Below are 14150 nucleotides of genomic sequence, written 5' to 3' on the forward strand. Positions count from 1 at the left end.
TTAGTGCTCGAATTCTTAAGTCATAACTGTAAGGAGAAGGCATCGTTTTTCCTTATTGTATTTTTTAACCTACTGATAGTAGGTCAGAAACTGTTGATCGAGCGTTATACATAGCATGGCTGGAGGCATATAATAAAAATAAAACAGCCAGAGTACGTCTGGCTGTTATTGATATGCTAGTGATGATAAGCGTGACGGGGCAACTTACTGAGCACAGGCGCGCGCGGCATAGAGTGCGGCACCTTTGAGGCCAATTTTCGTATCAAGAACAATGTGAATGGGGAAGTTATCTAGCATGCGTGACATGCGGCCCTTATCACCATAGGCTTTCATAAAGCGTCCGTCATTAAGCTGGGATAATATTTTGGGTGCAATGCCGCCAACAATATAGATGCCACCATAGGGTAAGGACATAAGTGCTAAATTACCCGCTTGTGCACCATAGAGGTCAATGAAAATATCGAGCGCACGGCAGGCCAGCGGATCTTTCTCTTCGATAGCAAAGCGTGAAATTGCCGCAGCAGGATCTTCTTTATGCATAGCGAATTGGAGCTTGCGGCTTTCTATCTCACCGTATAGCGGGTTGTCGCAAATGAATTTATAAATATTGATGAGGCCTTGGCCTGATAATACACGCTCGACAGACACCCGGTGCAGCTTACGGCGTAAATAAGCGAGCAGCTCCATTTGAATATCGTTGGTTGGGCCAAAATCAACGTGTCCACCTTCTGTGGGCATGACGGTGTATTTTTCACCATCATTTGACATCAGGGCAACACCGAGGCCAGTGCCCGCGCCAATAAGGGCGCGCGTGGCCTGCGGTCGCGGTGAGCCGGCCTGTAAGGTATATAAATCTTTTTCTGCTAATGCATCTGTGCCGTAGCCGATGGCTTGAAAGTCGTTGATTAAAGTGACACAGCGGATCCCGAGTTCTTCAGCGACGGCGGCCTCATCAACATCCCAAGGCAAATTAGTCAGTTGAACGCGACCCTGCATAATAGGGCCGGCAACAGCAAAACAAGCGCCATCAATGTGAGTTTCTTGGTGGCCTGTTTCGCTAAGAAACTCTTTGACCATGATTGCGGCATTATTATAGGTGTTGCTGACATACTTTTGATGCGCAAGTACTGTGAGTTTGCCATTGTCAAAGTCTGCGAGCTGCAACCATGTTTTTGTACCACCAATATCACCCGATAACAGCCTCATAATATTTTTATCCCTTTTGTGTCTTTATTTTGGATCTTGGGTCTTTTAATTTTCTTGCTTAATTTTTTTAAAATTTTATTTAATGAGTTCAGCCATTGTAGAGTCTTTTAACTTATCTGCCAACTCCACTTTGCCAGGCTGTCAAGCTTGGAAATTTTTAATTTTTTTCATCTTTAGTGAAAACAAGAAGATATTGTTATTTACTGTGCAAGATTAACGCATACAGCTTGCAGGTGATTTTTATCAGGTCTATTAATCAAAGTAACGAAAGAGAGTGCTGTGCTTAAGGGGAAAAGATGCTTAAGCAGAGAGTGGTTATTGTCAGTCAATGTCAAGTAAGTGTCAATGAGTTAAAATTACTTTTTGAATTTATGGGTGAGAATGTTGCCGTCTGTTTAAATAATGATAATTGGACAATGTTACTGAATGACAATGACCCATTATTATTATGTGTGGCGCACGATGCTTTAAGTCATGTATTTGCACTGTACCATGAATTAAAGCACCAAAATAAAATCGCTTGTGAGTGTCGTTTTGTGGTTGTGGCGGAGCCTGAGCGAATCAAGCGTCATTATAGTGCTAAAGAGCTTAAAAATGTTTGTGGTTACTTGGTTAAGCCTTATCGCTATGCGCAGTTAGAGCAGGTCTTAGATAGTGCTCAAACAGCTCAAGTTGCCAAAGAAGAGCGTCTAGCGGCAGGGCGCAGTGAAGTGCAAGATGAGTTGAATCAACTTTTAGTGGGTAAGAGCCGTGCGATTCGGCGAGTTCGTCAGCTGATTCGGCAAGTGGCGAAGTCTGAGGTGAATGTATTGATTTTAGGATGCTCTGGCACGGGTAAGGAAGTGGTATCTCAGGCGATTCATCGTGCTTCTGCGCGAACTCAGCAAGCGTTTGTGCCGGTAAATTGTGGTGCAATTCCAGCAGACTTACTGGAGAGTGAGTTATTTGGTCATGAAAAAGGGGCGTTTACCGGAGCGATTGCAAGCCGGCAGGGGCGTTTTGAACTGGCGCAAAAAGGCACGCTATTTTTAGATGAAATCGGTGATATGCCGTTAAACATGCAGGTAAAATTATTGCGAGTATTGCAAGAGCGGACCTTTGAGCGTGTTGGCAGTAATAAAGCACTAGAGTGCGATGTGCGGGTGATTGCTGCAACGCACAGAAATCTTGAAGAGTTGATTGAAGAAGGCCTATTTCGTGAGGATTTATTTTATCGCTTAAATGTCTTTCCGATTGAAATGCCATCATTAGCTGAGCGCAGTGAAGATATTCCGTTATTGATTAAAGAGCTCGTTAGCCGTATTCAGCGTGAAGGGCGTGGCAGGATTCGCTTTACTACTGAGGCTTTGGCACGTTTAAAAAGCTATCATTGGCCTGGTAATGTACGTGAGTTGGCAAATTTAGTTGAGCGTTTGACGGTCAGCTATGCCAATCGTTGGGTGGATGTGCCGCAATTACCCCACAAATTTTTAACTGCAGAAGATATCGAAGCGTGTAATGCGCTTGATGAGAGTGATGGTCCGTTGTATGAGGAAACTGCGCCTATAGATCCTGTCGATATAGAAGCAAATATGGTCGGACCATCGACTGTGCACTTGCCTGGCGAAGGTGTAGATCTTAAATCATATTTAACGACAATCGAAGCGAATTTAATTCAAGCGGCCTTGGATCAATCCAATGGTGTGGTCGCTCATGCGGCGAAGCGCTTGTCGATTCGGCGGACAACATTGGTTGAGAAAATACGCAAGCTTAATTTAGCTGGCAACCAAAGCGAAGAGCTGTCAAAAGCCTGACAGCCTATTAATAACTTTATGAATTTTAATTATTAAATTTTACGGCATGGCTTTTGCTGTTAACTATTTAATTAAACAATATCAATGCTCTTTATTTATTATGATGTTTTTAGGGTTTTGATCTGATTTGGCATGGAGTGCAATGATCGTGGATGTTACCTCAGCGCCTAACAAAAAAACAGCTGTCGCTCAAACAAGCCAAGCTCAAGCTGAAAGTTTGCGGTCAATATTAAATATTATGCCTGTTGGGGTGATTTTGCTTGATAAGTTTGGTGTTGTTTACGAGGCTAATCCTGCGGCGCATAGTTTATTAGGTGAGCCATTGACCAATCAGCCTTGGCTTAATATCATTCAGCAAAAATTTCATGCACGTAGTGATGATGGTCATGAAATTTCCTTGGTGACTGGCGAACGTGTGAATGTAGCAACGCACCCACTGGAAGGCCAAGGGGGGCAGCTGATTACCCTCACTGATTTAACAGAAACGCGTAGTTTACAAGAGTCGTTAAACCGTTATCAGCGTCTTTGTGAAATTGGCCGGATGAGTGCAGCGATGGCGCATCAAATTAGAACGCCTCTTGCCAGTGCTTTACTTTATGTGGGAGGTTTAAATAATAAAAATATTTCAGATGAAAAAAAGTATGATTTTTGTGAAAAAATAAGTAAGCAGCTAAAGATACTGGATAATCAAGTTAGTAATATGTTGCTATTTGCACAAGGTGGCAATCAGTGCGTAGAGCAAGTATCCATCACTGCTCTTATTGATGAAATTATGTTGGTTTATCAAGGCAGGAAAATTATTTGTATTGACTTTAAACAAGCGGTGAGAAAAACAATATTTTTAGGTAATATTAAAACATTAGCCAGTGCAATTGTTAATTTAATTGAAAATGCAGAGCAGGCAATTGATGATGATCATGATCATATTTATTTACTTGTTGAGTATGCAAATAATTATTTAAATATAAAAATCATTGATGAAGGTTTGGGGATGACAGCACAGGAGCAGAAAAAAGCCTTAGAGCCTTTTTTTACAACCAAACCACAAGGGACTGGTTTAGGTTTAGCGGTGACTCAGGCGGTGTTGCATGCTCATCAAGGGAAGTTAACGTTAACTAGTGATAAGAACTTAGGTACGACAGTGCATTTATCTTTGCCGACTTTAACAAAACAGGGAGTTTCACAATGAGTCAGGGAGTTGTGTTAATTGTTGAGGATGAAGCAGCCTTGGCCGAAGCGATCAAAGAGACCCTAGCACTGGCAAACTTGCCTAGCGTTATTGCTAATCATGCTGAAGAGGCTCTGGAAAAAATTAAGCGCCATAATATTTTAATTGTGATTAGTGATATTAATATGCCAGGAATTAGTGGCCATGAATTGCTTAAGCAAATTAAGCGCTATCAGTCAGATATTCCAGTATTATTAATGACAGCGTTTAGTAATATTGAAAGTGCTGTGCAGGCGATGCGTGATGGTGCGGCAGATTATATTGCAAAGCCTTTTGAGCCTGAATATCTTGTTGAGTGTGTGCAGAATTTTATTAATAAGAAAATTTATGATGAAAAAAACCCTATTGCCGAAGATTTAAATACTAAGAAATTATTTTCACTAGCAAAAAAAGTGGCAGCAACAGATGCCTCAGTTTTGATTACTGGAGAAAGTGGCACGGGCAAAGAAGTCCTTTCACGCTTTATTCATCATCATTCTTCTCGTTATAAAAACAGTTTTATTGCGATTAACTGCGCAGCTATTCCTGAAAACATGCTAGAAGCGGTATTATTTGGTTATGAAAAAGGTGCTTTTACTGGGGCATATCAGGCCTGTCCGGGGAAATTTGAACAAGCCAATGGCGGTACATTATTACTGGATGAAATTTCAGAGATGGATTTAAATTTGCAAGCAAAATTACTGCGTGTTTTGCAAGAAAAGGAGGTTGAACGTTTAGGTGGGCGTAAATTAATTCAATTAGATGTAAGAATTATTGCAACATCGAATAGAAAAATTCAAGATTATATTAAAGACGGTCGTTTTCGTGAAGATTTATATTACAGAATTAATGTTTTTCCTTTGCAATGGCAGCCATTAAGAAGTCGAATTAATGATATTGTTCCTTTAGCTAAGCGTTTGGTTTATCAATATGCTAATAAAGAAAAAGTACCTGAATTAACCCAAGCTGCTGAAGAAAAACTGACTGAATATTTTTGGCCTGGTAATATTCGTGAGTTAGACAATGTTATGCAACGAGCGATTATTTTGCATGTCGGCGATAAAATTGAAATTGATGATATTCAACTAGATTCAGATTGGCAATCTGATGAGTATGATGAGAGTCAGATAAATAATATAAATAATAATTTTAAAAATAAAGGTGAAGAAAATATAGACGATATTAATGGTAATGATAGTAACAATGAAAATGGAAATGGAAAATCAGATAATTTAAGCTATGAAATGAAGTGTCATGAATTTGATATTATTTTGAAATCTTTAGAAAAGCATAAAGGTGTTAGAAAGAAAGTCTCTGAAGAGTTAGATATTAGTAGTAGAACATTACGTTATAAGCTTGCAAAAATGAGAGAAGCAGGAATAACCATCCCCGGGGTGCAAATAGAGAAGGCTGAAGAGTAAGCTTTAAATCTAGTAAGGGTAAAATCTATGGGTAAGATCTATAATGCCAGTGCTGAACAAGCGGTTTTAAACGTTATGCAACAGTTGGCGGCTAAGGCTGCAAATGAAAAGACTACTGCTGGCAGTGGGGTTGGTGATAATCATGCAAATGCATTCTCTAATTTGCTAAAAGTAAGTTTAAATACTGTAAATAAACATCAAGTAAATTCTGCTAATTTGCAAAAATCATTTGAGATTGGTGAGGCCACTTTGCCTGAGGTGATTGTCGCCATGCAAAAAGCGAGTGTGTCATTTACAGCAATTAAAGAAGTGCGTAATAAGTTAATAGATGCGTATCGCCAAGTAATGAATATGCCAGTATGATTAATTTAGGCTTTAATATATGGCAATGAACTTAGAGTCCGCATCACAGGTTATAGAAGGCTTTAATCGGTTAAATTGGCTGAAGCAAGTGGCCTTAATGATAGGTTTATCTGTGAGTATTGCATCGGGCGTGGCGGTGATTATGTGGACAAAAACCTCAAATTATGAGCCTGTTTTTTCCAGTGTTGATTCATTAAGTTTGCCTCATATTGTTCAATCATTAAAGCAAAGCAATATAGAATTTAAATTAGACGAAAGAAGAAATTTAATTTTAGTCGCTAAAGATCAGGTTAATAAGGCGCGGATTGCGCTTGCTGAAAATGGTGTTAGTGGCCGTATTAGCACCGGCTTTGAAAGTTTAGGTAAGGACTCAAGTTTTGGCACTAGCCAATTTATGGAAACCGTACGTTATCGTCATGCATTAGAAGGTGAGTTGTCGCGGACAATTTCATCGATTCAAGGGGTGCGTAGCTCGCGGGTGCATTTAGCAATCCCTAAGCAATCTTCATTTTTAAAATCACAAAAAGAGGCGCGAGCATCAGTATTTATTAATTTGCAGGGCGGTTATCTGGAAAAATCCCAAGTGGCAGCGATTGTGAACTTAGTTGCATCTAGCGTACCGAATTTAAAAAGAAGTCAGGTTTCAGTGGTCGACCAGCACGGTAATCTTTTAACTCATGCGATGGAAGGCGGTGGTTTTGCTGCAACAGAAAGGCAGTTTGCTTATCAGCGTCAGGTTGAGTCAGCGTATGTACAGCGTATTTTAAATATCCTGGAGCCTATTGTCGGTTCTGGTAATGTGCGAGCACAAGTGACGGCAAATGTTGATTTCACTAAGTCTGAAAAAACACAAGAAACCTTTAATCCAGATATGAAAGCGGTGCGCAGTGAGTTTTTATTAAACGAAGAAAAAAGTGGTGAAGCTGGCTTAGGTGGTATCCCTGGTGCTCTTAGTAATCAGCCGCCGGGTATTGGTACTGCACCTGAAGAGGCAGTAGGCGAGGAGGGCGCGGAAAAAACCAAGCAAACACCCAGTAGTAAAAGAAACGAGTCAACGCGTAACTATGAGGTGGATCGCTTAATTAGTCATACTCGCGGTCAGTTAGGGCGGGTGATGCGCTTGACCGTCGCTGTTGTAGTCAATAATAAAACGACGACGGATGATAAAGGAAAAATAATCGCTGCGGCAATAAAGCAAGATGAAATTAAGCGTATAGCGCAACTGGTTCGCGATGCAGTAGGGTTTGATGTTGCACGTGGTGATAGCTTAAATGTTGTTAATTTGCCGTTTGTTAAAGAGGTCACCGCGAAGCCGCCGGTGATTCCATTGTGGGAACAAGGGTGGTTTATTTCATTATTAAAACAAGTGCTCGGTGGATTATTTATTTTAATCTTAGTGCTCTTTATTTTAAGGCCGACACTGCGCTCTTTAGCAGGCAAATCTAAAGCCGAACTCTTTGATCAAAAAATGCAGCTGGCTCGAGAGGTAGGAATTGAGTTGGACGCCAATGGTAATCCCATTGTTCCTGAGGAAGAGCCAGTGGTGGATGAATTTGAGCGGCCGTTAGATTTGCCCCATGATTCTGATGATCAGGAGCGCAATATTAATTTTGTCAAACAGTTGGTCGAAAAAGATGCCAAGTTGGTGGCTCAAGTGATTAAAGAATGGGTAAGTGAAGATGAGCAGTGAAGAGTCCAGTTTTAACCTAGATGGCATACAAAAATCGTCTATTTTTTTAATGACTGTTGGTAAAGATGTCGCTGCAACGATTTTACAGCACTTAAATCCACGTGAAGTACAGCGCGTTGGTGAGGCGATGGTGAAGACCACTAAGGTTGAAAAATCTGAAGTTAAATACGTTTTTGATATCTTTTATGACGCGGTGGCGAGGCAAACTGGGCTTGGCATTGGTTCTGATGACTATATTCGTGAAATGCTGGTTGGTGCTATGGGTGAAGAGCAAGCCGGTGGTGTGATTGAGCGGATTTTAATCGGCGGCAGTACGAAGGGTTTGGACTCATTGAAATGGATGGATGCTAGGGCAGTTGCTGATGTTATTCGCTATGAACACCCGCAAATTATGTCGATTGTTTTATCATATATTGATGGGGATCAAGCGGCAGAAGTGCTGGCGCACTTACCGATGAATCAGCGTTCTGATTTAATGATGCGTGTTGCTTCTTTAGAAGCGGTACAACCGGCAGCCTTGCGGGAATTAAATGAAATTTTAGAAAAGCAATTTGCGGGTAAGCAAAGCGCTCAGGCTGCGGCGATTGGTGGCGTTAAGACCGCAGCGGATATTATGAACTTCCTTGACAGTACAATTGAGGGAGAAATCATGGAGGAGGTAAAAGCGGCGGATGAAGAGCTGGGTCATCAAATTGAGGATTTAATGTTTGTCTTTGATGACTTGATTAATATTGCTGATCGAGATATGCAACGTTTATTAACGGATGTTGAGCAAGATAAACTGATGTTGGCGTTAAAAGGTGCGGATAACTCGATGAAAGAAAAAATCTTTAATAATATGTCGTCACGGGCCGCGGCAATGTTGCGTGAAGATTTAGAAGTTTCAGCACCTGCGCGCTTAAGTGATGTGGAAACAGCCCAAAAAGAAATTTTAGCAACAGCACGTAATTTAGCCGATCAAGCAGAAATCTCTCTTGGTGGTGCGGGTGGTGAGGAGATGGTCTAATTGGCTGAGAGTGATGAAGAGCTTAATGTTAGCGCAAATGAGATTGATTCAGCCTTAGAAACTGCAATGGCAGCAGATAGGGTCATTGAAAATTGGCAAGCCCCTGCATTGGTCTTGGGTGAAGTTAAGAGTAAAGAACCACTGGTTTTGAGCCATTATGATGATTATGATCATTGGCAAGTCCCTGGGTTATCGATTCACCCTGAACAAGTGCACCAGCCTTTGGTGCATGAGGTTGATGAAGATGAGAAAGTCTCTTGGCCGTGTGTTGAAGAAAATAATAAAGAGCATAATGTCAGCTTAAGTGATAATGATTTTAATAAAGAGCAAGAATCCGTTGTTTTAGGTGATGTTGACGATATTAGCATCGAAGATATTACGGTAACTGCAGCTGATCTTGAAGAGCTTCATAAAAAAGCCCATGAAGATGGCTTTGCTATTGGGAAAGCCGCAGGTTTTAGCGCTGGACAAGCTGCAGGTGAGGCGCAGGGCTATCAAGAAGCGTATGCTCAAGCGCAGGCTGAAATCAATCAGAAAAAACAAGAACTAGAGCAGGAAAAATCAAAATTAATTGAAATGATGAATAGCTTAACTCATCCATTTGAAGAGGTGAGTGATAAATTAAAAGACGAGTTATTGCATTTTATTACCCAATTAAGCGAAGAGATTGCTAAAGAGCAGTGCTTAATATCTGCAGATGGACTCAAGGATATTATTAATCAGATATTAGCTAAATTATTTGCAGAGGAAAAAATCAGGATTTCTTTAAATCCTGTAGATATAGAACGTATTAAAGAACAAGAAAGTGAAGAGTTACTCTCAGAAAATATCGATTTTATCGAAGATGATGCGATTACTGTCGGTGGCTGTGTGGTTGATGCTGGGGCTTCGCGTGTGGATATGACCATGGAAAATCGTATTCGTGATATGACGCAACAAATTTTTTCTGAGAATAAAAATAAATTATTTAATGTTAGTATTAAAAATAGTGATAAAAATAATGAAGAAATTAAAGAAAAAAATAAGGATAAAAATAATTATGAAGATTTAATAAATAATAATACTGCAGTGAATCCGGCCGATAGTAATGATCAAGATCAACATTCGGAGTCATGATGAAAACTTTATCGGATGTCATCGGTGATAAATTATATGCACATCAACAGAGGATGCAAACATCGCCAGTCAAGGTTGAAGGTTACCTCACTCGTATGGTCGGTTTGACGCTAGAGGCGAAGGGCTGTCAAGCGATGATGGGAGAGCGCTGCTTGGTTGATGATGCACAGGGCAGTTTTGAAGCTGAAGTGGTTGGTTTTGCAGATGATATTATTTATTTGATGCCCATTAGTTCTATGCAGGGGATTAGTGTTGGTGCACGGGTTTCGCCGCTTGGTACTGTTGCTGAAGTTGAGGTTGGCGAGAGCTTACTTGGTCGTGTGATTGATGGCGAAGGCCAGCCCTTAGATGGTGAGCCTCCCCCATTATTAACGGTTAAAAGGCCCTTAGTTGCCGAGCCGATTAATCCATTGAGTCGTCAGGCGGTTGAAGACGTGCTGGATGTCGGGGTGCGCGCGGTAAATGCCTTATTAACTGTTGGTAAAGGTCAACGTATTGGCCTGTTAGCCGGTAGTGGTGTGGGTAAAAGTGTTTTGCTGGGGATGATGGCGCGTTTTTGTCAGGCGGATGTGGTTATTATTGGCTTAATCGGTGAGCGTGGCCGCGAGGTGAAGGAGTTTATTGAAGATAATTTAGGCCAAGAGGGTCTAAAACATTCTGTTGTGATTGTTGCACCTGCCGATCATCCCCCATTAGCGCGTATGCATGGTGCTATGCGGGCTACGGCGATTGCTGAATACTTTCGTGAGCAGGGTAAAGATGTTTTGTTACTGATGGACTCACTATCACGCTTTGCTCAAGCCCAGCGCGAAATTGCTTTAGCTGTGGGTGAGCCGCCAGCAACGAAAGGCTATCCACCTTCGGTGTTCTCACGTTTACCGATGCTTGTTGAGCGTGCGGGGAATGATGATGGAAAGGGGAGTATGACGGCGTTTTATACGGTATTAGCTGAAGGCGATGATCAGCAAGATCCGATTGTTGATGCGGCGCGTGCCGTGTTGGATGGACATTTTGTGCTCTCTCGATCATTGGCTGATGAAGGACATTATCCAGCGATCGATATCGAAGCGTCGATTAGTCGTATTATGCCTTTGATTACAAGAGTTGAGCATCGAGAGCTGGCTCGTTTACTCAAGCAGCTTTATGCACATTATATGCAAAATAAAGACTTTATTCAGATGGGCGTGTATCAAAAGGGTAGTGATGCTTTGCTTGATCAGGTGATTGCTTTATTACCGGCTATTAAAAATTTTTTAACTCAGCCTATGACTGAACAGGCGAGTTTTGCTCAAGCATTGGCTGACCTAGGCCAATTGATCAATGGTCAAGTAAAAGCATCAGTTGAATCATGAAACGCTCTCAACGTTTAGTGAATATTATTAAAATTGCAGAATATCAAGAACGTAAATTAGCAAAGCAGTTGGCAGCGTCTAGAAATACGTTAAAGCAGTACCAAGAACAATTAGCTATGTTGGATTTATATTTAAATGATTATTTGAAAAAATTATCGGCAATTAAAAAAAATAATCAAGAGGTTACAGTCAATGAACTGACTATTTACCATGATTTTATTCAGACGATAGAGCAGGGAATTCAGCGTCAGCAGCACTTTATTGCTGATGCGAGCACAGTGATTCAGCGCCATGAGCAAGAGTGGCGTAAAGCTCGTGCGAAGGTTGAGTCATTTAAGCATCTACAACAAAAATTTAAAAACGCAGAAGATCGTGAGTTAGATCGTCAAGAACAACGGATGATTGATGATTATGTGAATCGACCACGTTAAAGTAGGCATGCTTTTTGCCTCATTCTTTAGCGATTGTGAGGGAAAATAATAGAGAACAAAGATGATAACGATAAATCAATCGTCAGCACTTGATTTGATTAGCGTGACACCTGCTGACACTGGTTTTAATTCTGCTGCTCCTAGTTCTAGTTCTACTTTAGTTGGTGAGGCTGCAGTGATAGAAACTGGCGACTTTAGTGCACTTGTGAGCGCTGCTTTGACTGCAGAGGGCGTAGAGGATTCAGCAAAATTAGCTAAATTAGCAAAAGTGATGGCAGTAGAGGAGCTTCCAGTGGCTTTTTTAGCAGACGAGAGTCCGTTGGAATTTGATGACCTTAATATTCCGGCGGCAGCGCTGGATTTAAATCTCAGTGCAGATTTAAATATTAACGGGTTGGATCAAAAAAACAGTGTTGCTAAAAATTTTATTATTTCTTTGCAGCAAAAAACATTAAATCAAGAAGATGAGCTTATTGTTAGGGCAGCGACTGTCGATGATTCAATGATTGCGATCAAGGCAGAGCTTGATCAGAATAATAAAGAGGATATTGAATTAGTTGTGAAGTTGCCTCTTGGAGAAGACCTGTCTGATCAGGAAGGTCGGCCTGTTGAGCATGGACTATTTATTAATAACCAGCCAATGAGTGCAATAAAGTTAGAGCCAGAAAAGGCGTTAAGCTTAGGGCAAACTGATGGTGCTAATAATGAGATTAATATTATGAATACTACAAAAGAGAATATTACAGAAGAAGTAACGTTAGCAAAGGTATCAAAAAGGGCACAACTAAATGTAATCAATGATGGCTTAGAAGATAACAATTTAACACCTGCTCGTCGAGAGGAGCTGAGTTTGTTAGAATTGGCAAAAAAGTCAGCTGATATTCAGCATAAAAATACGGATAATGGATTAATCGAAGGTGAGTTTTCTCCAGAAAAACTAAATCATTTAGCTGAACAGGTTAAGACAGAAATTTTGCCAAAACCTCAAGGAGTATCACTCGCTAAATTACCTGACAGCTATATCACGAATCAATGGGTAAATAGTCAGTTTAATATTGCAAGTACCGTATTACAGCAAGAGCGTATTCAACCCTCGGTTGCTCAGCACTTTGATCAGCCGCTTCCCTTGGTGGATGAGGCCGAACTTGCTCCTGCGTTAGGGCAGCGTTTACAGATTATGCTCAATCGGCAATTAAATAATGCAACCATTGCCTTAGATCCACCAGAGCTAGGGCCCCTGATGATAAAACTTCATGTGGATGCTAGTCAAAAAACGCACTTAACTTTTACAACGCATAGTGATGTGGTTAGAGAGATGATTGAGCAGCAATTACCGAGGCTTAAAGATATGTTTGATAGCCAGGGTTTAGCGCTTGGCGATGCTAATGTCGCAGGACAAGGTGCATTTTCACAAGGTCAACATTTTAATGAAGAGAAAGAGCATAATAAAAATAATATGAGTAAGGCTCAAGAAAGTGTAGATATTTTGGCTGATGAGCATAAAGTTGAACCGGCTGAAGGTCAATATATTAGAGATTTAGGTGTTGATTTATTTGCATGATTCTATACAAGTTAGCGGCTTGATATAGCCAAATTTCTTATAATAAGTGCCACTAAATTGCATACAGTAACGATGAGACTGATGATAGCTGCACCAATAAAGGCCAGTGATAGCCCATATAAAACAATATAATGGAAGAAGTTTTTAAGAGATAAAAAAGGGTGAATCATTGGTGGCGGATTAATCATATCAGAAACCCCTGGATATTTAATCATATAAGCAATCCCTGGATGAATACTTGCCCAAGTAAAATAAAATAAAAACATAAATAGAGTATTGGTTAACAGCAGCTGTATAAAGTAGATGGTTGTGGGTTTTAAAAGGCGAAAGTGAGTAAGCTCTTTATAGAAAAAATAAGCACAGATTGTGCTTGGTATTGCCAATCCAAAAAACCATTGGTAGTTAAATAAATAAAATGATATTGGATAGCCAAGGAGAATAGACAGGATAAAAAACGAACTAATAATTAATAAGAATTGATAGAAAGTAATTTTTAACCTATTTAACTTATGATTCGTTATTTTCATGATAATCTTAAATTGTACTTTTTTTATTGTTAAGTAAAGTGAGTGTTTTTTGTTATGCTGAGTGCAAGGGTGACTATGATTGATAGTTAGCCTCATTTATTTATAGTGTCATGCGTTGAGTGGATATTTAATGGCTTATTTTAGCGTTAAAAATATAAATTTTATAATTGTTAAAATAACAAAAATTTTTAGTTTTATGTAAATTTTAAGGCTGTATTCCAATTTAACCTAAAAATAATTTTAAGTTGCTTAAAATAGTGTGAGAAGGTGAAGATCAGCAAGTACCCTGCTCCATATATCAAAGAGGATAGATTAAAAGCTGATATTATCACCAACTGCTGAAGCTTATGAAGCTTTGGCTATGGTCAATGAGAAATTTGAGGTCGATCTTCTATTATATGTAAAACTCCAGATATGATCTGACAAGCTTAAATCATCTGACAACATTTGTCTGATTGATCAGACTGTCAGATTGCA

12 protein-coding genes are annotated in these 14150 nt (G+C 40.1%); 10 read left to right on the top strand and 2 right to left on the bottom strand.

Features of this window, described 5'->3' with window-relative positions; translation table 11 throughout:
• Nucleotides 1-204: 204 nt before the first annotated feature.
• The gene (locus tag C200_RS00135; RefSeq protein WP_016210448.1) at nt 205-1206 is read right to left on the bottom strand and encodes a glucokinase; all 1002 of its coding nucleotides are present in this window, start codon (nt 1204-1206) and stop codon (nt 205-207) included.
• A gap of 296 nt (nt 1207-1502) precedes the next feature.
• On the opposite strand from C200_RS00135, the gene C200_RS00140 reads away from it, so the two are divergent.
• From C200_RS00140 to C200_RS00185, 10 genes are all read left to right on the top strand, one after another.
• Nucleotides 1503-2999 (top strand): sigma-54 interaction domain-containing protein, encoded by a 1497-nt coding sequence (locus C200_RS00140; protein ID WP_016210450.1) that lies wholly within the window; start codon nt 1503-1505, stop codon nt 2997-2999.
• A gap of 142 nt (nt 3000-3141) precedes the next feature.
• Nucleotides 3142-4188 carry a sensor histidine kinase gene (locus C200_RS00145; protein ID WP_051307329.1) on the top strand — a complete coding sequence of 349 codons (1047 nt, stop codon included), beginning with the start codon at nt 3142-3144 and terminating at the stop codon, nt 4186-4188.
• Entirely contained in the window at nt 4185-5627 is a 1443-nt protein-coding gene (locus C200_RS00150; RefSeq protein WP_016210449.1) for a sigma-54-dependent transcriptional regulator, read from the top strand. Before C200_RS00145 ends, C200_RS00150 begins: the two co-directional genes overlap by 4 nt.
• Before the next feature lie 27 nt (nt 5628-5654).
• Nucleotides 5655-5990, top strand: a complete 336-nt coding sequence (fliE, locus tag C200_RS00155) for a flagellar hook-basal body complex protein FliE (protein ID WP_016210447.1) — start codon at nt 5655-5657, stop codon at nt 5988-5990.
• Nucleotides 5991-6009: 19 nt separating this feature from the next.
• Nucleotides 6010-7680 (top strand): flagellar basal-body MS-ring/collar protein FliF, encoded by a 1671-nt coding sequence (gene fliF, locus C200_RS00160; RefSeq protein ID WP_016210452.1) that lies wholly within the window; start codon nt 6010-6012, stop codon nt 7678-7680.
• A complete protein-coding gene (gene fliG, locus C200_RS00165) occupies nt 7670-8686 on the top strand; it encodes a flagellar motor switch protein FliG (RefSeq protein ID WP_016210454.1) in 1017 nt (338 codons plus the stop codon). Before fliF ends, fliG begins: the two co-directional genes overlap by 11 nt.
• Entirely contained in the window at nt 8687-9802 is a 1116-nt protein-coding gene (locus C200_RS00170) for a FliH/SctL family protein (protein WP_016210453.1), read from the top strand.
• Nucleotides 9802-11154 carry a flagellar protein export ATPase FliI gene (gene fliI, locus C200_RS00175; RefSeq protein WP_016210451.1) on the top strand — a complete coding sequence of 451 codons (1353 nt, stop codon included), beginning with the start codon at nt 9802-9804 and terminating at the stop codon, nt 11152-11154. Before C200_RS00170 ends, fliI begins: the two co-directional genes overlap by 1 nt.
• Nucleotides 11151-11585, top strand: coding sequence for a flagellar export protein FliJ (gene fliJ, locus C200_RS00180; protein ID WP_016210446.1), 435 nt, complete (start codon nt 11151-11153; stop codon nt 11583-11585). Before fliI ends, fliJ begins: the two co-directional genes overlap by 4 nt.
• A 61-nt stretch (nt 11586-11646) precedes the next feature.
• A complete protein-coding gene (locus C200_RS00185; RefSeq protein ID WP_016210445.1) occupies nt 11647-13146 on the top strand; it encodes a flagellar hook-length control protein FliK in 1500 nt (499 codons plus the stop codon).
• A gap of 11 nt (nt 13147-13157) precedes the next feature.
• Here C200_RS00185 and C200_RS00190 read toward each other — a convergent pair whose 3' ends face one another.
• A complete protein-coding gene (locus tag C200_RS00190; protein ID WP_032126114.1) occupies nt 13158-13673 on the bottom strand; it encodes a hypothetical protein in 516 nt (171 codons plus the stop codon).
• Between the last annotated feature and the right edge of the window lie 477 nt (nt 13674-14150).

Origin of the sequence: Piscirickettsia salmonis LF-89 = ATCC VR-1361 (assembly GCF_000297215.2) — a bacterium.
In the GTDB taxonomy this organism is placed as follows: Bacteria; Pseudomonadota; Gammaproteobacteria; order Piscirickettsiales; family Piscirickettsiaceae; genus Piscirickettsia; species Piscirickettsia salmonis.

Bases quoted from the DNA above. Each gene is read 5' to 3' on its own strand.
- C200_RS00135 (WP_016210448.1), bottom strand. From the start codon at position 1,206: ATGAGGCTGTTATCGGGTGATATTGGTGGTACAAAAACATGGTTGCAG.
- C200_RS00140 (WP_016210450.1), top strand. From the start codon at position 1,503: ATGCTTAAGCAGAGAGTGGTTATTGTCAGTCAATGTCAAGTAAGTGTC.
- C200_RS00145 (WP_051307329.1), top strand. From the start codon at position 3,142: ATGATCGTGGATGTTACCTCAGCGCCTAACAAAAAAACAGCTGTCGCT.
- C200_RS00150 (WP_016210449.1), top strand. From the start codon at position 4,185: ATGAGTCAGGGAGTTGTGTTAATTGTTGAGGATGAAGCAGCCTTGGCC.
- fliE (WP_016210447.1), top strand. From the start codon at position 5,655: ATGGGTAAGATCTATAATGCCAGTGCTGAACAAGCGGTTTTAAACGTT.
- fliF (WP_016210452.1), top strand. From the start codon at position 6,010: ATGGCAATGAACTTAGAGTCCGCATCACAGGTTATAGAAGGCTTTAAT.
- fliG (WP_016210454.1), top strand. From the start codon at position 7,670: ATGAGCAGTGAAGAGTCCAGTTTTAACCTAGATGGCATACAAAAATCG.
- fliI (WP_016210451.1), top strand. From the start codon at position 9,802: ATGAAAACTTTATCGGATGTCATCGGTGATAAATTATATGCACATCAA.
- fliJ (WP_016210446.1), top strand. From the start codon at position 11,151: ATGAAACGCTCTCAACGTTTAGTGAATATTATTAAAATTGCAGAATAT.
- C200_RS00185 (WP_016210445.1), top strand. From the start codon at position 11,647: ATGATAACGATAAATCAATCGTCAGCACTTGATTTGATTAGCGTGACA.
- C200_RS00190 (WP_032126114.1), bottom strand. From the start codon at position 13,673: ATGAAAATAACGAATCATAAGTTAAATAGGTTAAAAATTACTTTCTAT.